This is a genomic window from Rhodococcus yunnanensis NBRC 103083, assembly GCF_001895005.1.
Lineage (GTDB): Bacteria > Actinomycetota > Actinomycetes > Mycobacteriales > Mycobacteriaceae > Rhodococcoides > Rhodococcoides yunnanense.
In genome coordinates, this window is sequence record NZ_BCXH01000020.1 from 45,121 (window position 1) to 62,868 (window position 17,748).

General features: G+C 62.8%; 19 protein-coding genes and 2 pseudogenes. 10 read left to right on the top strand and 11 right to left on the bottom strand.

Annotated features, from left to right (window positions below; all coding sequences use genetic code 11):
- Positions 1–69 precede the first annotated feature (69 nt).
- Positions 70–1,035, bottom strand: coding sequence for a DUF3152 domain-containing protein (locus RY1_RS24625; protein WP_371829508.1), 966 nt, complete (start codon positions 1,033–1,035; stop codon positions 70–72).
- A gap of 431 nt (positions 1,036–1,466) precedes the next feature.
- On the opposite strand from RY1_RS24625, the gene fasR reads away from it, so the two are divergent.
- Positions 1,467–2,120 carry an HTH-type transcriptional activator FasR gene (gene fasR / locus RY1_RS24630; RefSeq protein WP_072806680.1) on the top strand — a complete coding sequence of 218 codons (654 nt, stop codon included), beginning with the start codon at positions 1,467–1,469 and terminating at the stop codon, positions 2,118–2,120.
- Between the two features lie 73 nt (positions 2,121–2,193).
- Here fasR and RY1_RS24635 read toward each other — a convergent pair whose 3' ends face one another.
- Together RY1_RS24635 and RY1_RS24640 are read right to left on the bottom strand one after the other, a co-directional pair.
- The gene (locus RY1_RS24635) at positions 2,194–2,418 is read right to left on the bottom strand and encodes a DUF3107 domain-containing protein (protein WP_174565469.1); all 225 of its coding nucleotides are present in this window, start codon (positions 2,416–2,418) and stop codon (positions 2,194–2,196) included.
- 121 nt (positions 2,419–2,539) lie between these two features.
- On the bottom strand, positions 2,540–3,289 hold the full coding sequence (locus tag RY1_RS24640) for a ferritin-like fold-containing protein (protein ID WP_084727827.1): 750 nt from the start codon (positions 3,287–3,289) through the stop codon (positions 2,540–2,542).
- Positions 3,290–3,664: 375 nt separating this feature from the next.
- Here RY1_RS24640 and RY1_RS24645 point away from each other — a divergent pair, with 375 nt between their 5' ends.
- Together RY1_RS24645 and RY1_RS24650 are read left to right on the top strand one after the other, a co-directional pair.
- On the top strand, positions 3,665–5,362 hold the full coding sequence (locus tag RY1_RS24645; protein WP_218019855.1) for a DEAD/DEAH box helicase: 1,698 nt from the start codon (positions 3,665–3,667) through the stop codon (positions 5,360–5,362).
- 11 nt (positions 5,363–5,373) lie between these two features.
- Complete coding sequence (locus tag RY1_RS24650; RefSeq protein WP_072806683.1) at positions 5,374–6,648, top strand: Rv3212 family protein; 1,275 nt, start codon at positions 5,374–5,376, stop codon at positions 6,646–6,648.
- Here RY1_RS24650 and RY1_RS24655 read toward each other — a convergent pair.
- Both RY1_RS24655 and RY1_RS24660 read right to left on the bottom strand, forming a co-directional pair.
- On the bottom strand, positions 6,618–7,424 hold the full coding sequence (locus RY1_RS24655; protein ID WP_072806684.1) for a ParA family protein: 807 nt from the start codon (positions 7,422–7,424) through the stop codon (positions 6,618–6,620). The two genes, RY1_RS24650 and RY1_RS24655, sit on opposite strands and share 31 nt — an antisense overlap.
- 108 nt (positions 7,425–7,532) lie before the next feature.
- Complete coding sequence (locus tag RY1_RS24660) at positions 7,533–9,011, bottom strand: DHA2 family efflux MFS transporter permease subunit (protein ID WP_072806685.1); 1,479 nt, start codon at positions 9,009–9,011, stop codon at positions 7,533–7,535.
- Between the two features lie 282 nt (positions 9,012–9,293).
- Between RY1_RS24660 and RY1_RS24670 the strand changes: the two genes are divergently transcribed.
- From RY1_RS24670 to RY1_RS24690, 6 genes and pseudogenes are all read left to right on the top strand, one after another.
- Positions 9,294–9,926, top strand: a complete 633-nt coding sequence (locus RY1_RS24670) for an acid phosphatase (protein WP_371829506.1) — start codon at positions 9,294–9,296, stop codon at positions 9,924–9,926.
- Positions 9,923–10,117 (top strand): annotated as a pseudogene (locus tag RY1_RS30785) (GNAT family N-acetyltransferase); the annotation flags it as partial. The gene RY1_RS24670 and the pseudogene RY1_RS30785, both read left to right, overlap by 4 nt.
- A gap of 58 nt (positions 10,118–10,175) precedes the next feature.
- The gene (locus tag RY1_RS30235) at positions 10,176–10,532 is read left to right on the top strand and encodes a hypothetical protein (protein WP_169914822.1); all 357 of its coding nucleotides are present in this window, start codon (positions 10,176–10,178) and stop codon (positions 10,530–10,532) included.
- Positions 10,533–11,213: 681 nt separating this feature from the next.
- Positions 11,214–11,420, top strand: coding sequence for a hypothetical protein (locus RY1_RS24680; protein WP_072806688.1), 207 nt, complete (start codon positions 11,214–11,216; stop codon positions 11,418–11,420).
- Complete coding sequence (locus tag RY1_RS24685; RefSeq protein ID WP_072806689.1) at positions 11,417–11,959, top strand: hypothetical protein; 543 nt, start codon at positions 11,417–11,419, stop codon at positions 11,957–11,959. Before RY1_RS24680 ends, RY1_RS24685 begins: the two co-directional genes overlap by 4 nt.
- Positions 11,956–12,291 carry a hypothetical protein gene (locus RY1_RS24690; protein WP_072806690.1) on the top strand — a complete coding sequence of 112 codons (336 nt, stop codon included), beginning with the start codon at positions 11,956–11,958 and terminating at the stop codon, positions 12,289–12,291. Before RY1_RS24685 ends, RY1_RS24690 begins: the two co-directional genes overlap by 4 nt.
- A gap of 60 nt (positions 12,292–12,351) precedes the next feature.
- On the opposite strand, the gene RY1_RS24695 is transcribed toward RY1_RS24690, so the two are convergent.
- The 5 genes from RY1_RS24695 to RY1_RS24720 all read right to left on the bottom strand — a co-directional run bounded on the left by RY1_RS24695 (position 12,352) and on the right by RY1_RS24720 (position 16,939).
- Positions 12,352–12,921: a recombinase family protein gene (locus RY1_RS24695; protein WP_072806691.1), complete on the bottom strand. Its 570-nt coding sequence runs from the start codon at positions 12,919–12,921 to the stop codon at positions 12,352–12,354.
- 189 nt (positions 12,922–13,110) lie between these two features.
- Complete coding sequence (locus RY1_RS24700; RefSeq protein WP_072806692.1) at positions 13,111–14,373, bottom strand: DUF3631 domain-containing protein; 1,263 nt, start codon at positions 14,371–14,373, stop codon at positions 13,111–13,113.
- 402 nt (positions 14,374–14,775) lie between these two features.
- Positions 14,776–14,979, bottom strand: coding sequence for a hypothetical protein (locus tag RY1_RS24710; protein ID WP_072806693.1), 204 nt, complete (start codon positions 14,977–14,979; stop codon positions 14,776–14,778).
- Positions 14,976–15,275, bottom strand: a complete 300-nt coding sequence (locus tag RY1_RS24715; RefSeq protein WP_139279981.1) for a hypothetical protein — start codon at positions 15,273–15,275, stop codon at positions 14,976–14,978. Before RY1_RS24715 ends, RY1_RS24710 begins: the two co-directional genes overlap by 4 nt.
- Positions 15,276–15,523: 248 nt before the next feature.
- A complete protein-coding gene (locus tag RY1_RS24720; protein ID WP_072806695.1) occupies positions 15,524–16,939 on the bottom strand; it encodes a recombinase family protein in 1,416 nt (471 codons plus the stop codon).
- Between the two features lie 26 nt (positions 16,940–16,965).
- Here RY1_RS24720 and RY1_RS24725 point away from each other — a divergent pair.
- Positions 16,966–17,259, top strand: a pseudogene (locus RY1_RS24725) (GNAT family N-acetyltransferase); the annotation flags it as partial.
- A gap of 21 nt (positions 17,260–17,280) precedes the next feature.
- Here RY1_RS24725 and RY1_RS24730 read toward each other — a convergent pair.
- Positions 17,281–17,706 (bottom strand): hypothetical protein, encoded by a 426-nt coding sequence (locus tag RY1_RS24730; protein WP_072806696.1) that lies wholly within the window; start codon positions 17,704–17,706, stop codon positions 17,281–17,283.
- Positions 17,707–17,748 lie beyond the last annotated feature (42 nt).

A 17,748-nucleotide genomic window follows, 5' to 3' on the forward strand; every position in this document is an offset into this window, starting at 1 on the left:
CTCCTCGTGGGGCAGGCCGGTGGTGACGGGGTGTCACGCGCGTGCCTCGTCGATTATCCGCCCCTGGGTTCAGCTCCGCGGATACGGCCAAGGGTTGAAGCGACACGTCTTGCCGTCCATGGGCACCACGCCCGCCGGATCGAGACGCGCGATGTCGTCGTTCGCAGTTCCGAACGTCTGCTGCATCATCACCGGGGCCAGCCCGCCGTCGGTCTCGCACGGCTGATGCTGCTGGTACCCGATGGCGTGTCCGACCTCGTGGTTGATCTGATATTGCCGATACGACCCGATGTCACCCTGGTACGCGATGGCGCCGCGAACCCACCGAGGCTCGTTGAGTACCACTCGTTCGATCCCGGGGTTGTAGCAGGACACTTCGAGTTGAATGTCGTACCCGCACGCGTCGCGAATGGTCATCTGCGATGTCAGCGAAATGCGGAAATCGACGTCGCCCGAGTCCACCCGGCGAAACGCGAATCGCGGATCGTTCGTCCAACTCTTCGGATTCGCCAGTGTCTGGTCCACCAGACGCCCGAACGATTCCTCGCCGCCGAACCCGACCGTGTCGACTCCGTCCTCTACCTCGACGGAGTACGTGAACACCCGCTCCGTGCCTTGACCGACCTGAGCCGAGTTTCCCGGCACCGTATGCCATGTCCCCGCGCCCTGGACGGTGTACGCCCCGCCGTCGGGCAACTCGCCCGACGGTATCGACGCGGCGAAGTTTCCGTCGGCTGCAGGCGGTACTCCGATCACATCTGTCGACCCTCCTGTATCGGTACTCAGTGCTCCGAAACCGGGGTCGGCTGGTTGTGTCGGGCTGCCCGCGGTCGTAGTGGACGGATCACCGGTTCGAACCGCGTCGAACACCACGAGTGCGGTCACGACGAGAAGGATGGGGATGGCATAGGCGCGCCACCCGTACACGGCGGCGAACTTGCCGAGTTTGCTCTGCTTCTTCGCCTGCCTCGCCGGGCGCGGCGCGCGGGGCCTGCGGGGTTCGGCTCGACTCGTCGGATCCCACTGTGCTCGCAACGGTTGATGCGAGCCTCTGCCGCCGACCTCGCGTGGGAAATCCTCCGGGTCACGGCCGTCTCGATCGTCCTCGCTCGCGAGGTATCCGTAGCCACGGGAATCGTCGGCGCTCACCCCATTCCTTCCGCTGCGCCGCGGCCCGCCTCGGTCAGTCACCCCGTCAGAATCTCACAGACGGCGACATCCGCTGCCCGCCGCGCCGAAATTGTCGGCCTCGAACAAACCGTGGGACCGAAAGGGCGGCTCGATCACGACCGCTGCGCTGATTCGTCGTCGATCGAACCGTCCGGTCACGGACCGTCGTCACCGCCGCATCGAGAGCGAGAGGTATCGTAGCCACGATCTGCACTAACCCGGCTCACGGTGTCGACGAAGACCTCCGAGAGTCCCCACACACCGGTGCAGTGACGATGCGGATGGGATCAACCACTATGACTGAACTCGCGGATCGGACGTCCTCGGACCGTCCGGCCCCCACGGCCGGCCGTCGAAGCGCGCGGTTGCCCCGCGAGGCCCGACGCGCGCAGCTCCTGGCGGCGGCGAGCGAGGTGTTCGTCACCCGCGGATATCACGCCTCGGGAATGGACGAGATCGCCGAATGCGCGGGCGTGAGCAAGCCTGTCCTCTATCAGCACTTTCCCGGGAAGCTCGAGCTGTACCTCGCGGTGCTTCAGAGCTACGTCGACACGTTGATCTCCGGTGTGCGGCAGGCACTGCGATCGACGACGGACAACCGCAAGCGCGTCCGAGCCGCAGTGCTCGCGTTCTACGACTTCGTGGACACGGACACACAAGGGTTTCGCCTCGTGTTCGAGTCCGATCTCATGGGCGATCCTCAGGTCAACGCGCGAGTGGAGCAAGCAACCGAGGCCTGCGTCGACGCCGTGTTCGACCTCGTCGCTCACGATTCCGGACTCGATCCCTACCGCGCACGCGTTCTTGCCGTCGGGCTCGTGGGAGCCAGCCAGTTCACTGCTCGCTACTGGCTGGAGGCCGATCGACCGATCTCCAAGGAAGATGCAGTGGACACGACAGTGTCGCTGGCATGGGGCGGTCTGTCGCACGTGCCGCTGCAGTCCCCCTAGATCATTGAACGAACAACGAACGAGGCCCCGTATCGACACTCGATACGGGGCCTCGTTCGTGAGCCAGGTTCTTCTAGGTCGCGAATCCGACCTTGCGAGAGTCGGCAGGGCCGATCTCGACGTAGGCGACCTTCGACGACTGGATCAGGTACTTGCGCCCCTTCTCGTCGACGAGAGACAGCACGCCGTCCTTGCCGTCCAGAGCCTTCGCGACAAGTGCTTCGACCTCGTCCGGAGACTGCGCACTGTTCACCACGAGCTCGCGAGAGCTTTCCGACACACCGATCTTGACCTCCACGGCCAACCTCCGAACTCATAGACAACTTCAGCTGCTTCGCCCAGGCTAGTGCAGTCCGGCTCCCCGACGCGCACCCCAGGCACGTGCTGTCAGCGAACAGCACCCCGGTGCATCGCTGCGATCAGACGAGCCCGAGAACCTTCATGCGCTCGGCATGCTGTTCCTGCATCCTGTCGAACAGAGCAGCGACACCGTTCAGATCTCCCGACGCCGTGATCACCAGATCGGTCAGACCCTCACGTTGCGCGAGCACGTACTGCGCCTGCGTGATCGCCTCGCCGAGCAGACGACGGCCCCACAGCATCAGCCGCGCCTTGTCCTGCGAACTCGCCTTCACGCGCGAGGACACTTCCTGGACGACGAATTCGGAGTGCCCGGTCTCGGCGAGAACTTCACGCACTGTCGCAGCGACCGCCGGGTCGAGAGTATGGGCGATCTCCCGGTAGAAGTCAGCGGCCAAGCCGTCGCCGATGTGCGCCTTGACCAGCGTTTCCATCCATGTCGACGGGTTGGTCGACGCATGATATTCATCGAGGGCCCGAACGAACGGGTCCATTGCCGAGTACACATCGATTCCACGGTCGGACAATGCTCGGACCAAGGTCTCGAAGTGGTTCATCTCTGCTGCGGCCATGCTGGCCAACGCCACACGCCCCTGCATCGACGGCGCCATGCGCGCGTCCTCCGCAAGCCGGTAGAACGCCGAGATCTCGCCGTATGCCAGAACGGCAAGGAGCTCCGCCACCCCTGGGTGGTCGTATGCGATCAATGCAACTCGGTCGGTCCGGTCGGTCCGGTCGGTTTCGGCGGCGTCGGCAGGCCCTGGTGTCGGTCGATCGGAGGTCACGGCGTCGGACGAATGGGCTCCCATGCCGATGATCGTAGTCGCGTCGTCGGAACTCACATCGGTCATGCACCCATGCGAAATTTCACACTCCGACTAGTGCCCCCTGGGCGAGCAGACATCGTTCGATACGCGTTTCGGCGGTTCGGCAAGCTACCATGGTGCTCGGATCACCGCGCGGACCGATGCAACCGGGCTTCACAGCTAGGGCTTCACAGCTACGGACCGAACTTCACACGCGAAGATCCACGACAATGTGTACGCACCTGACCCGGGTCGCTACGACTGCCTCGCCGATCGTGTTCTATCACCGACACGGCTGAGGCTCGATGCGACATCACATCGGGTCGAGGGCATCGACTTCGGCCGGCAATAGGCCTGTGTCCTTCTTCGTGCGTACGTGTGACCACGAGGAAGGCCAGTCCCCTGAGCAAAGTAATCGTCGACCAAGAACCCGAGACCGGCGACACCACACTGTCCGCCCAGCTCGACGACACCCATGTACCCCCCACGTTCGCCGAACTCGGCGTTCGCGACGACATCGTTCGATCATTGAACGACCTCGGGATCGAGCGCACGTTCGCCATCCAGGAACTGACGCTGCCTCTCGCCCTCGCGGGCGACGATCTGATCGGCCAGGCACGTACCGGCATGGGCAAGACGTTCGGTTTCGGCGTCCCGCTGCTGCATCGCATCGCCACGGCCGACTCGGGAACGGCCCCGCTCGACGGGACTCCCCGTGCGTTGATCATCGTGCCGACCCGCGAGCTGTGCATCCAGGTCAGCTCCGACCTGGAGAACGCTTCGAAGCACCTGACGTCGACCAACGGACCGGTCAAGGTTCTGTCGATCTACGGCGGTCGTCCGTACGAAGGCCAGATCAGCGCGCTGCAGAAGGGCGTCGACGTCGTCGTCGGCACCCCTGGGCGTCTGCTCGACCTCGCAAAGCAGGGTCATCTGATTCTCGGCAAGATCGGCGTACTCGTCCTCGACGAGGCCGACGAGATGCTGGATCTCGGGTTCCTGCCCGACATCGAACGCATTCTCGGCATGGTTCCCGACGGTCCGTCTGCTCGTTCCGCCGGCTCAACCCGAGGCCGCCAGACTATGCTGTTCTCGGCCACGATGCCCGGACCGATCATCACTCTCGCCCGCACGTTCCTCACCCAGCCCACGCACATTCGCGCCGAGGAAGCCGAGTCCTCCGCGGTACACGACCGCACCGCGCAGCACATCTATCGGGCGCACGCACTCGACAAGGTCGAGATGGTCGCGAAGGTCCTGCAGGCCAACGGCCGCGGCGCGACCATGATCTTCACCCGAACGAAGCGCACCGCGCAGAAGGTCGCCGACGAACTCGTCGAGCGCGGCTTCGCCGTCGGTGCAGTACACGGTGACCTCGGGCAGATTCAGCGCGAGAAAGCGCTGAAGAAGTTCCGCACCGGTGGCATCGACGTCCTCGTCGCTACCGACGTCGCTGCACGAGGCATCGACATCGACGACGTCACCCACGTCATCAACTACCAGTGCCCCGAGGACGAGAAGACCTACGTCCACCGGATCGGTCGTACCGGGCGTGCCGGGCGCACCGGCATCGCCGTGACACTGGTCGACTGGGACGACATCCCTCGCTGGCAGCTCATCGACAAGGCGTTGAACATCGGCATCCCCGATCCCGTCGAGACGTACTCGAGTTCCCCGCATCTGTTCGAGGAACTGGATATACCGGCAGGTGTCTCCGGTTCCGTCGCGAAGACGGCCACTTCTGCCTCCGGAAGTACCAAGGAAGGCAGTATCGACAAGAGCGATGTCGAAAAGAGCGGTGCGGCTGCAGACTCCGCCTCGGACGAGGAGCCGACCGAACGCAAACCTCGCCGTACGCGGACGAGGACCCGCACGAGGGCAGGTAAGCCGACGACCGAATCGCCGAACGGCGCAGGCGCATCGGAGACGGTGAGCGAGACTGCGGGCACCACCGAAACCAGCGCCGTGGCCAGTGGTGACACCACCGACGACGCTGCAGGCACTGCACCGCGCAAACGTCGCCGCCGTCGCCGCTCCCCCGCGTCGGCCGCATCCGGTCAGACCGCGTCGGAGTAGTCTGTGCGATTGTGCTTGCACCGGAACGGCGACGACGATCGGACCTGGTCGCCGCAGCGCTGATTCTGGTGTTGACCGTGCTCGCTCTCGGGGTCGTATGGCTTCGGAGCGACGCACGGGGTACCAGTTACACGCCCGCGGAATCCCCTCTGCCCCAGGCGAACAACGCCACATCGGTGCCGACGTCTCTGGCCGAGACGTGGCGCGCGTCGAGCCCGGTGACCACGTCGCCGGTCACGACCGGTTCGGCCGTCATCGTCGGGTCCGGCGGAACCGTCGATGGACTGAACCCCGTCGACGGTTCCATTGCATGGTCGTATGCCCGCGATCGCGACCTGTGCGATGTGACCGACGCGTGGAACACCGCAGTGGCAGTGTTCCGGGACGATCGCGGATGCTCCCAGGTGACCGAGCTCGACGGCGCGACCGGATCACGCACGGCGCAGCGGACCTCGGATGCCGACAACGAGATCCGCACGAGCGACGACGGCACGTATGTCACCTCGCGAGGTGATACGCGTATGGAGCTGTGGCGCTCCGATCTCGTTCGCACCCTCGAGTACGGTCGCGTGGATGCACCGGTCAACCCTGGCAGTCAGCCGAGGTCGGGGTGCACGTTGCTCTCCTCTGCTTCCAACAGCTCACGCGTCGCTGTCCTCGAGCAGTGTCCCGGCGAAGGCGCCGCACGCCTGACAACGCTGAATCCGGCACCGAAAGACTCACAGCAACCCGAGGTCTACGGCTCGTCCGTCGTTGCCGCTCTCGAAGGCCCAGCCGGAACCATCAGCGGTGCAACCGTTCTCGTCGCATCGGGTGATCGTGTGGCCCTAACGATTCCTGCCTCCGGAGCATCGCCTGCGCGCATCGGGATCTACGACGGTAACGCAGAACCAGTGGCGGAGTTCGACATTCCCCAGCAAGCAGTGGGCACCGATCCATTTCCCGATTCGCAACCCATCGTCAAAGCCGCATCGGTGTTCAGTTGGTGGACGGGAGCGGGAACTGTCGCATTGCGCCTGGACAATCTTGCACCCACATGGTCGTTTCCTGGCGCGCTCGGACCGGGAGCAGTCATGGCCGGACGCCTGTTGATCCCGGTACCGGGCGGAATCGCCGTCGTCGATGCTGCGACAGGCACGGTGGACCACACCATCGCGGTCGACCGATCCGGGTACACCGGCCCCGTCGGAACGGCCGTGGTCGGTGACGTCGTCGTCGAGCAACGCGGCGACAGCATCGTCGCGCTGTCCTCGAATCAGGCTCCGACGCCCTCGGCAGGCGAATAGGTCTTCACGGCCGACCCATCGTTCCAGTGGGCCAACAGATTGACTGCGAGGTCCCGATATGCCTTCGCTCCCTTGCTCTTTCGTCCCGACAGCACTGTTGCACCCGATGCGGTCGCCTCGGCGAATCGGACGGTCCGCGGAATGGGCGGATCGAGAACGGGCAACTGATAACGATCGGACACATCGGCGAGTACGTCGCGACTGTGCGTGGTTCGGGCGTCGAACAACGTCGGCAAGGCTCCGAGCAATGCAAGATCCGGGTTCGTGATCTGCTGGACCTCGGATACGGTCCGGAGCAACTGCCCGACGCCACGGTGCGCAAGAGTCTCACATTGAAGTGGCACGAGCACGGACTGTGCAGCAGTCAATCCGTTCAGTGTGAGCACTCCCAGCGAAGGCGGGCAATCGATGATAACGACGTCGAAGTCGCCTGTCACCGAAGCCAGCGCGCGCTTGAGTGCGTACTCGCGCCCGGGCCGCATCAACAACAGCGCCTCGGCACCGGCAAGGTCGATGGTCGCCGGTAGAAGAACGATGCCCTCTTCAGTTTCGACGAGAACGTCGGCGACACCGATGTCACCGGTGAGGACGTCGTGGACCGACTTCTCCAGCTTGTCCGGGTTCTGGCCGAGCGAGAACGTCAGACATCCCTGGGGATCGAGGTCGACCACGAGAACTCGCTGATCCAGCTCGTGCAGTGCAGCCGCAAGTGAAGCCACTGTCGTGGTTTTTGCGACGCCACCCTTCTGATTGGCAACCGCCAGTACTGTCGTCACAGCCCTGATCCTTGCGCACATCGACGTTCAGAGCCAGGCGAACAAGGCTGTGGGCGCGTCGGACTCTGCGTCCGACGCGCCCACACGTGCCCGAAGTGACTACCGAGCTCAGTGCAACATGACCTTGTCGACGGGTGCGACTCCCTCTGCAGGCGTGACCTTCTTACGCGGCAGGAAGAAGGCAGGCACGAATGTCAGCACGATCAGGACGAGAGCGACCATGAAGGTGGTTCCGAAGGCGTCGGCCGAGATGTCCAGCGCGTCCGTGGGTGACGTGGCTCCGACAGCGTTCCGGAGCTGATTCGTCAACACCACGGACATGACTGCCGTCCCGATCGATCCCGCGGTCTGCTGCACGATGTTCATCAGCGTCGAGCCCCGTGCGACGTTGTGGTCGGTCAGAGTCTGCAGCGCCGCGGTCATGAGCGGCATCATCGTCGCACCGAGACCCATGCCCATCACGAACAGGCCTCCCAACAGAATCCAGTACGACGTACCCGCCCCGACCTGCGTGAACACCGCCATTCCTGCGGCAATCGCGGTGAGGCCGGTCAGGACGATCTTTCCCGGCCCGATGCGGTCCGCGAGTGTGCCCGCGATCGGCATCGTCAACATCGCGCCGAGGCCCTGAGGAGCGAGCAGCAACCCGGCGGCAAGCGTGGTCTCGCCTCGGATCTGGAGGAAGTAGCTCGGGAACAGCAGTCCTGCACCCATGAACGCCACCATGAACAGCGTCGTGGTGATGACCGCGACGGACAACGCCCTGTTCTTGAACAGCCGCAGGTCGATCAGCGGATGCGCGGTACGAAGCGCGTGGAAGACGAACGCGACGATCAGCGCAGCGCCGACGATCGCAGGTACGAGGACACGCGCGGCCGCGACCGTTCCAGTTTCGGGGATCGAGGACACACCGAACAGGAACAGCGCGAGGCCTGGAGAGAGCATCAACATGCCGACGAAGTCGAAGGATTCGGCAGATGTCGGTTCGTCTTTCGGGAAGATCACGATGGCGGCCACGAGGGCGACAGCACCGATGGGCACGTTGATCAGGAAAATCCAATGCCAGCTGGCCGCCTCGATCAGCCAGCCTCCGAGTATCGGGCCACTGATCGGTCCGAGCAGCATCGGAACACCGAGAACTGCCATCACGCGGCCGATCCTCTCGGGTCCTGCTGCACGCGTCATGATCGTCATACCCAGCGGCATCAGCATGCCGCCACCGAGCCCCTGCAGCACACGGAACGCGATCAACGTGGTGATGTCCCACGCGAAACTACAGAGCACCGATCCGAGAACGAACAGGATCAAAGCAGTGATGTACAGCCGTTTGGTTCCGAACCGATCCGCCGCCCATCCGGTCAACGGAATGACAGTGGCGAGCGCGAGTGTGTAACCGGTCATCGTCCATGCGACGGTGGCGTACGTCGCATCGAAAACCTCCATGAACGTCGGCAGCGCAACACTGACGACAGTGACATCGAGGATGGACATGATGGCGCCGAGCACGACGACGCCCGCAACCTTCAAGACCGCGGAGTCGAGCTTGTCCGGCGTACCGGTGGGCGGTGACGCTCCTGGCTGGGTCATGGGCACGTTCCCTTCGAGATCGGTTGGCGGAACACTCCGGTCCGGCGGATCCACGCATCGACGCGCGAGGAGAGGAGCTGTCGAGACTTCATCGTCGCGGAAGGGTCCGACAAGAAACCGCGAGTGGACGCGAATCCTGCAACGACGAGTGCGCCGTACAGAGCAAGTGCGCGGTACGAATCAACGCGTACCAGTATCCCTGTTCCGCACCGCTCACTCAATCGGATTTCGAAACGGAATCCGGCAGAAGGCTGTGAGACCGAACACGGCAGGATGGGCACCATGAGTGCAGCAGCCCCCGAAGGCACAGGACGCGTCGTACTACTGCGCCATGGCGAGACCGAGTGGGCGAGAACAGGCCGTCACACCGGCACCACCGACGTTTCGCTCACTGCCGTGGGCGAAGAGCAGGCGGTCGCGGCAGGTGAACTGGTCGGAGAACTGAACCTGCGGAACCCACTGGTACTGAGCAGCCCTCGGCTTCGAGCACAGCGAACCGCGCACCTGGCGGGCCTGACGGTCGACCGCGAGTGGGACGCTCTCGCCGAGTGGGACTATGGCGACTACGAGGGTCTCACTTCGCGCGAGATCCAACAGACGGTGCCGCACTGGACGGTGTGGACGCATCCGTGCCCGAACGGCGAGACCGTGGACGAGATCGGAGCGCGCGCTGATCTGGCGCTGTCGGTCGCACTGGCAGCTCTGCCCGAACAGGACGTGGTGTTGGTGGGCCACGGGCACTTCTCACGCGCCTTGCTCACCCGCTGGATTCAGCTTCCGGTAGCCGAAGGCAAGCGATTCGCGATGTCTCCGGCAGCGTATTCGGTTCTCGGATTCGAACATTCGTATCGACAGATTTCGGTGCACAACATCCACCCCTCGGTCCGAACCGGACAAAGGAAGGTCGCCCCGTGATCCGGCGAGCGCTCGACAATGACGTCGACGCGATCACCTCGCTCGTGTACGAGCTGGCCGAGTACGAGAAGGCCTCGGACTCGTGCACCGTCCAACCCGCTCAGATCCGGTCGGCGCTGTTCGGCGCCAACCCGTCGGTGTTCGCCCACGTCGCAGAATCGGACGGCGTCGTCGTCGGTGTTGCGTTGTGGTTGGACAGTGCACTATTGGGACCGAAGGTAACCGCGCCTCGCGACCCCAGGAGAACTCATGATCACCATCGGAAGCCCCGCTGCCACACTCAAGTTCGGATCTGTCAGTGTGGAAACGGAAAGGATCGAGAACGACACCGCGACACTATTCGCCAGTGTCGCCTCACACGTTATCGATCCGGCGGACCTCGCACACCCGTACATCGTTCAGTTCGTCGGCACCCGCGACGATGCCGCGCAACAGTCAGAGGACGTTCAGATAATAATCTCGAGAAACGGACAACCAGTGTCGAGTTTCCCAAGCCACCTCGCTTCAAGAATTGGTCTGGCGATCATCGAGCAGGGTGTGCAGGGGGAGTTGTTCGCGGACCCGCACATGGTCGACAACGAACAGTTGGACGCGTTCCGACGCTGACCTCTCCGATCGACTAACGGCCCTCGGTCCTCAGCGGATCGGGGGCCGTTTGCGCATACACGCCCATACGGTTATTGTCAATGCGACGGCAGAGGTCTGCCACCGGCCCCACAACCATCCACGGTTGCGGGGCTTTTCTCGTCCCCTGGGAGGGTTGCCGTGCACGTCGACACCGAATTTGAGTCAATCACCTCCTGCGCGGCCCGAACCGGCATCTCCGCAGGCATTCTGTACCGTCACATCCGCGACGGGCGATTAACCCCGTATACGTTCTCGAACACCACAATTCGCCGACTACGGGTTGCAGATGTCGACGCACTGTTTGTCGCTGAACCGGCCTAAATAGGCCCCCTGAAATCTTCCCCCCTGCGTTGGCTCTGAGGTCCGTAGGCAGGGAACGCTCACCTGGCCCGCTCGCTCACGTGGACGCCTGGCGGTCACCACGACAGCCCTGGGGCCGGGTGAGCACCAACAACTTCATACGGAGGAAACCATGCCGGTCGATGACGCATACGACGCTGACCCCGAATCTACGGAGCATGAGGACTATCTTCAACGCCTCGTTGACCTACGGGCATCCCAGTTTGCGCGCGAACAGCCAATTGACCGACACCTGCCGGCCTCGGGGCAGGCCCGCGGCGCTAACACAGCATTCCCGACGCGATACGTCAGGCCAACTAAATGAACTTGGATGACATCACGGTCGAGAACTCCGCATCGGTGCCGTACGTCTCCCCGAGCGCCCGCGCACGCGAGGCTACCGCAGCATCGAACCCGCACGTCATAAACCGTGACGCCCACCTCGACAGGCTCGCCGACCAGCAGGCCGACGCCGAAGCCGAAGAACGAGCCATAGACGAGATCCGCCAACAGAAGGAAATTCCATGACAGCCACACCAACCGCCTCAGAACGGCTGACCGCTCTCGAGAACGCTGCCCGCGCCGGAGAACACGTAGAAGCCGCTGCACTCGCCGAAGCACGCCAGCAGGCCGACGCCGAAACGACCATCGCAGACCTCACCGAGCAGGGGCAGACCGAACGGCGAATTGCAGCCCAACGAGCCATGGCACTGACGGCACGCGAAGATGCAAAAGCTCAGGTACGGGCTGGTATCGCCGATTCCGAGGAACGCGCTGCCAGCGCCCAGCGGAAAGCCGGATACGCCCTCCTCGCATTGAACGAGGCGAGCGAGGCATACGCCGCCGACCTCCTCGAATACCGCCGCATCCTCTCCGAGAGCGGACTCGATTCCTGGGACAATTGGAACAACCCCGAAACCCCGCCGGCCAGTGACACGTTCGACCCTTCGGTCTACTCGCCTTCATCCACTCTCGGCGTCCATGTCGACGGTCGCTACTTCGAACCCGTGTCCTTCGAGGAGCGCATCAAGGCAGTCACCATCGACGTCAAGGATGCCCTGAAATGAACTCCGACAACGAGATTCGCGCGCACCAGACCGCGCAAAAGAACTTCACGCACGCCACCTTCGAGGTCAAGCAGGCATTCGTCCAGGCTACGGGTGACATCTCGAACCCGCTGAAGCGATCCGCCTACCGAGCTGCCCGCGATACGCACGAGACCGCCCGCCTTGCACTCCTCGAAGCGCAGAAGCACGTCACCGTGCTCGGTGGTGCCATCAACCCGCCACCGTTCGGCTCAGCAGGGCCAGCCATCACTGACACTGTACGACGCGCACGAGCAGGAGAAGCGGCGCGCTACGACGCCGACAAAGCACTGCACGACGCCCTCGAAAACTGACACGCCGACCAGGAGCGAATAAGTCACTCCCGGTTGACGTAGGTACGGTGCGGATCATACCTACGTCGCGAGGTAGCGATAGATGGTTGCACGGGAGCATCCGAGCACCTTACCGACCTCCCCAGCGCTCATCCCCTGGTCGCGTAGCTCTCGCGCCCGTACGGCGTCGGACTTAGCGAGCTTCCGCGGCCTGCCGGTGTGCTGGCCTCGCGCCGCTGCTGCCTCACGTGCTGACGAAGCACGCTCAGCCTTGAGGTCGACCTCAAACTCCGCAAGCATTGCGAACATCCCGATCATGAGCCGTCCCGTCGCAGTGGATGGGTCGAGTGTCCCCTGCGCGATGGACTGAACAACGATGCCGGCGTCGGTTAGCTCGGTGACGGTCGTGATTACTTCGAGGGTGGATCGCCCTAGTCGGTCGAGGTTGTCTACGAGCAGTGTGTCGCCGGGGCGCAAGTAGTCGCGGCATGCTGCCCACTGGGGGCGATCCATTGTGCGGCCAGTGACTTTGTCTGCGAAGACTTTCTGTGCGCCTGCGGCACCGAGCGCGTCGGTCTGCCTGTCCAGGTTCTGCCGCGTTGTGCTCACGCGGGCGTAGCCGACAAGCGAGGATGCGGGTGCGTTGGTCATTGCAGAATCGTCTCATAAGTCGGCACCCCTCGCAATAGGTGAGACGAACATTTGCGACGGACTTTTGCGACACCTCGACGTGCGATCTGCGAGTCAGAACTTCACCTGAACGATCTGTCTCATTGCTTTGGATTTGAGACACCGAAGAGGCCCCACCCGTTTAGCCGGGTGGGGCCTCTTTTGTCGTTGCTAAGACACCTCACCAACGGGGTTGCCAGACCCCAGCCACAGCCCAACCTGCGTAGAGGTTGCACCGGATCGGGGCACCCCTGAATCCATCCGGTGCAAGTGGTCTGAGTGGCGCAACTGGCGCACAACTGCACCACTTCCTCCGCTCTCTCCACTTGCACCACTTTGAATCTGGGCTATGCCGAGCCTCGCCCAGATCGGCACGAGAACGTCATACGAATAGCCTCGTTTACCCCTTCCACCTGGGCGAACAGTGGTCACCTTGGATGCTTGGGCGACCATCTTTGCCATACGGTGCGGGGTCAACACCTTCCCGTAGCCGCTCCGCTCTCCCCAGTACTCCGGGTTGTGGTGCACCAGTCTCGCGATCAGATCGTCAGACGGTACGAAGGTCTCCGCTTCTGGCCATACGGTGCATAGATCGGTGAGCAGGACCATGCCAGGCGGCAACGTCTTCAGGCCGGCCTCTCTTTCGTCCGCATCTTCCGCAAGGTTGCGAACAATCAGCTCGTCGGCAATATCGGGCCAGTGCCCGCCCGCCGCGACCGCAACCCGCTTCAAAGGACGCCACCGCTCTTTCGCGCGGCCCGTGCAACCGTCCGGCAGCGTTATTGTGGCCCCCCTCAATGAATCACGTACGTTGTCCGCAAAATCGGCAATTCGAACAGCGAGAGCTACGGCGTCATCTTCGATGTACTCCCAGTCAGAGTCCTCGACCGACCCGCTGAGGTCCGGCATGAGAAGAACGCGAATCGCCCGCGACATGGTGTCGGCAGGCAACCGCGGCGAGTTGCCCGCCATCGCGAGCGGCGAGTACGTCGGCATCTCGTTCACCGACCACCCCCCACCCTTTACGGGCACGAGCACGGGACGTGTGGCCCCCCGGCGATACCCAGAGTTGATGATCCCGATCAGGTCTTCTACGCCTGGCTTGTTCGGTGACAGTGAGCGGTCGACCTCGTCAATCAGGATCGTCCGCACACCGTGTTCGAGCAGGCGGACAAGCAACGCGGGTGACGACAGGGAAGCTGCCTGCACTGGTGCGAATGCGAGCCGCGACAGGTGATCGAGCACAGTGGTTTTGCCCGATCCGGGCATTGTTGAATCGATAAGCAACCGAGGCGTTGTATACGTCTCTAACGCTAAGTGTGTTGCGGCGGTCCACAAGGTGAGCAGCGACAAATCGCGGTCGTCTGGTACGGCGATGAACCGGCCGAACCACGCTTCGATGTCATTCAATACGTCCTGGCCGTTGTGTGTCATGCTACAGCTCCCAACCGGGAGCGCAGCGTGTCAATCAGACGCCTGTCGTCGCCACCTCGAAGCCACAGCGCTCGCTGCACTTCGATCGACGGTAACGGTGGCATGCCTAGAGTAAGCAGTTCGGATATGGTCCATGCCCATTTGTCGAGTTCGGTTTCGGTCACAGATACGTTGCAGCCCTTCGAATTTGATGGCCATGGGTCGGTATGACCGGATTCCAGTGGTTCACAGCGGAGAGCCGCCGCGAATCTGAATCGCAGGGATTGACCTACGCTGGTCGGCGCGGTACTATTGACATGTTTGGTAAGAGTTGAGAGACGTGCGTTCGGAGATTGGGCACCGTTGCTGCGGTGCCCTTTTGCGTTGCTGAGGGTCATTATTTAGTTGTCCCTTGGTTGGGGTTTACGGGGTCTGCGTTGTACGTCGGTTGCGTGCTCGCGAGCGATACGCCGGTTCATTGATCAGCGTTGCGGGATCCGTATACAGGCGACGAACCTTCGCCTCAATCTCTGCCGCCTTCTCGTCCGAGACGGGCTGAGGCAGGTTGCCGACCATCTGGTCGATTTTGGCCTCGATCTGCGCCTCGGTGACGCCTTCCCAGCTCATGCGGCGTTGTTTCGAAGACCTACGCCAAGCAATGCCGCGATCTTGGCTCGCGTCTCAGGCGTCAGCGGCGGGGCAGCGGCGACAACTTTGGCGATATGCTCTTCGAGGGTCAAGACCTTCGGCGACATTCCGTGTGCTGCGGCTACGGTGTCGAGTTCGTCGCGGTCGACAAACCACTTTCCTCCGATCTTGTGCAGTTCCAGTTCGCCCGCTTTGTGCCAGTTCAGGTATGTCTCGCGCACGGCTCCATGCCGGCGTTCTGCGGCCCGAAGGTCGATTAGCTTGTCATCCGTCACGACGTGTTCTCCTCGAATTTTGATAGTTCTGGTGTCGAGAAGAAACGTTAGGGGTGAAATTCGGGAAAGGCTAACGGCGCAGGCCCTCTGAGCAGGCAAAATACGTCTACTCAGTAGACAGTCAGTGCCGCCAATCAAGCTGAGAAAATGGCCCTCTACCTGGCAATACACAGATATTCGGTTGCGTCAATGCAACGCGAGAAATAGTCATATTTTGTTATTATTTCGTTATATTCAAAGCGGTGCTGCTACCTCTTCGCCGCGAACCGCCAGACAATCCGTATTGCCTCCGGTTTAACCCCCGGACCGGAAGTCGCAGGGTCGATTCGCACATCCATCAATTCGTGAACCACCTGGCGTTTACGCTCTATTTCCAAACCGGCCCAATGCTTTTCGGCGTCCGGTCCTGCGACATCCGTAACAGCCGCAGCTACGGGGCGCTTACTCAATCGCTCCTCGACGGCAGCGATCTTCTTGTTCAGCTTCGCCTCGACCTTCCCGAGAGCATCCGGCGACATTTGCCCGTCCGCAGCGGCGTCCGCGAACTCATCCAGCCTTGCCCGCAGCTCCGCCAGTTCCTGCACCGCGTTCTGCGCGTCGGGGTCGTCTTCGACCGCGAACGTGAGCACGTCCACACCCTCTAACCACTGGATTAGAACACTCTCGACGTACGGGTCGACCAGTCTCACGGTTCGCGCAACGCAGTGCCGGACCGGGCACGAATAATACGACTCGCGCCTCGATCGTTTACTCGCCAGGCGCGCCCCGCATACGCCGCAGAGCGCAATGCCAGAGAGCAGGGAAGCCGGCCTAGTTCCCCTGTGAGTCAGTCTCGATTCGTCCGTGAGCAACGCCACCAGGCGGTAGTGCGTGCCTTCCGAGATTATCGGTGCCCACGTGCCATCCCCCACCACCTTCCCCGCGTGAACGCGCTTCCCCGCGAGGGTCGGATTCAAAATGAGCCGACGCAGCGTGCTGGAGTTCCACAACCCACGACGGTCTTCCTCGCCCCCAGGCTTCTCCTGCCTTCCACCAGGGGTCGGCACACCGCGACTGTCCAGATCACGGCACACCGAGCGCATGGATTCCCCACTGAGCACTCGGTCGACCACGCCTCGAATTACGTCGGCCTGGTCCTGGCGAATGACCCACGATTGCAAGTCACCCGCGTCGTTCCGCTCGGCCTTGTAGCCATACGGGGTTCGCCCGTGAGGCCTACCAGCTTCTTTGTTGGCTTTCATCGCTCGTAGTACGCGCTCCCGGATCTGCTCGGCCTCACGTTCGGCAAGCAAGGCATCGAGACCTGTGCCGAATCGGTCGCCTCCTTCCGTCAAGTCGTAGGTCCGCCCCGAGTACGACCACAACACGCCCCGCTTAGCGCACAAGTCACGCAGGTCTACATACGCCCTAAGGTCACGCTGCGCTCGCGATGCCTCCCACGTGACGAGGACATCGCCGGGATTCAACACTGCGTCGAGCGTGTTGTACGCTGGCCGATCCTTGCGCGAATGTCGCGATGCACCGATGTCGTTGTCGGTGAGCACCTGAGCTACCTTCCAACCGTTCCGCTCGCAGACGGCACGGCATTCCTTCTCCTGCTCGGTTACAGATCGCTGATTCCCAGCCTGGTCAGCAGAGACTCGCGTGTAGATAATCGCTCGCATGGGTTCAATTTAGCAGTCTCTATTGCGCTTTCAGGTTCTTGAACTTCTCCACGTGGGACGGCGTCAACGGTGTCTACCTCGAGGACCTGTTCGTCCAGCCCGCGTATCGCGGATCCGGCCTCGGCACGGCATTGTTGGCGGCTCTCGCAGCCGAATGTGTCGACAACGGATACACCCGCCTGAGCTGGTGGGTACTGAACTGGAACACACCGTCGATCGGATTCTACGAATCTCTCGGAGCCGTCGCGCAGGACGAGTGGACTACTTTTCGTCTGACCGGCGAGGCGCTCACGTCGCTGGCCGCACGAACCGACCGGTAGCGAGAAGCCCGACTGCGACCGTCAGAGAGAGTCGTCCTCGCTCGACGCGTACTCCGCCGCCATCCAGCGGGACGACGGCGGGCTGAAGAGCAGGACCAGGATGGCGATGACACCAGCGCCGAGGATCACCCCGTACAACGGCTGATGCGAGTCCGTCAGCAAGGACCACACGACCGGAAGCAGCAACAGCTGCACCACGAGCGCGATCGCTCGCCCCCATCGCTTACCCGCGACGAGCGCGACACCTGCCGCGAGAACGGCTCCGCCGACCACTGCGAACCATCCAGCGGTGCCGTACCCGTTGGCTGCGCTCTGTTCCGAACCCCCGAATGCGCGCACCACGAGGACTACCGCTGCGACGAGTGCTGCGATCCCTTCGACTGCGACGTGAGCTCCGGCCGATCTGAACGTGACAGGCGGCACCTGGGGCAGCGGGGACGTTGACACCAGGTCAGCCTAGAACACGCGGAACGACCGGATAGGCTCATA

What these genes read in the sequence shown, in the direction of transcription:
- fasR (WP_072806680.1), top strand. Translation starts at nt 1,467, where the DNA reads ATGACTGAACTCGCGGATCGGACGTCCTCGGACCGTCCGGCCCCCACG.
- RY1_RS24640 (WP_084727827.1), bottom strand. Translation starts at nt 3,289, where the DNA reads ATGGGAGCCCATTCGTCCGACGCCGTGACCTCCGATCGACCGACACCA.
- RY1_RS24660 (WP_072806685.1), bottom strand. Translation starts at nt 9,011, where the DNA reads ATGACCCAGCCAGGAGCGTCACCGCCCACCGGTACGCCGGACAAGCTC.
- RY1_RS24670 (WP_371829506.1), top strand. Translation starts at nt 9,294, where the DNA reads ATGAGTGCAGCAGCCCCCGAAGGCACAGGACGCGTCGTACTACTGCGC.
- RY1_RS30235 (WP_169914822.1), top strand. Translation starts at nt 10,176, where the DNA reads ATGATCACCATCGGAAGCCCCGCTGCCACACTCAAGTTCGGATCTGTC.
- RY1_RS24680 (WP_072806688.1), top strand. Translation starts at nt 11,214, where the DNA reads ATGAACTTGGATGACATCACGGTCGAGAACTCCGCATCGGTGCCGTAC.
- RY1_RS24685 (WP_072806689.1), top strand. Translation starts at nt 11,417, where the DNA reads ATGACAGCCACACCAACCGCCTCAGAACGGCTGACCGCTCTCGAGAAC.
- RY1_RS24690 (WP_072806690.1), top strand. Translation starts at nt 11,956, where the DNA reads ATGAACTCCGACAACGAGATTCGCGCGCACCAGACCGCGCAAAAGAAC.
- RY1_RS24695 (WP_072806691.1), bottom strand. Translation starts at nt 12,921, where the DNA reads ATGACCAACGCACCCGCATCCTCGCTTGTCGGCTACGCCCGCGTGAGC.
- RY1_RS24700 (WP_072806692.1), bottom strand. Translation starts at nt 14,373, where the DNA reads ATGACACACAACGGCCAGGACGTATTGAATGACATCGAAGCGTGGTTC.
- RY1_RS24710 (WP_072806693.1), bottom strand. Translation starts at nt 14,979, where the DNA reads ATGAGCTGGGAAGGCGTCACCGAGGCGCAGATCGAGGCCAAAATCGAC.
- RY1_RS24720 (WP_072806695.1), bottom strand. Translation starts at nt 16,939, where the DNA reads ATGCGAGCGATTATCTACACGCGAGTCTCTGCTGACCAGGCTGGGAAT.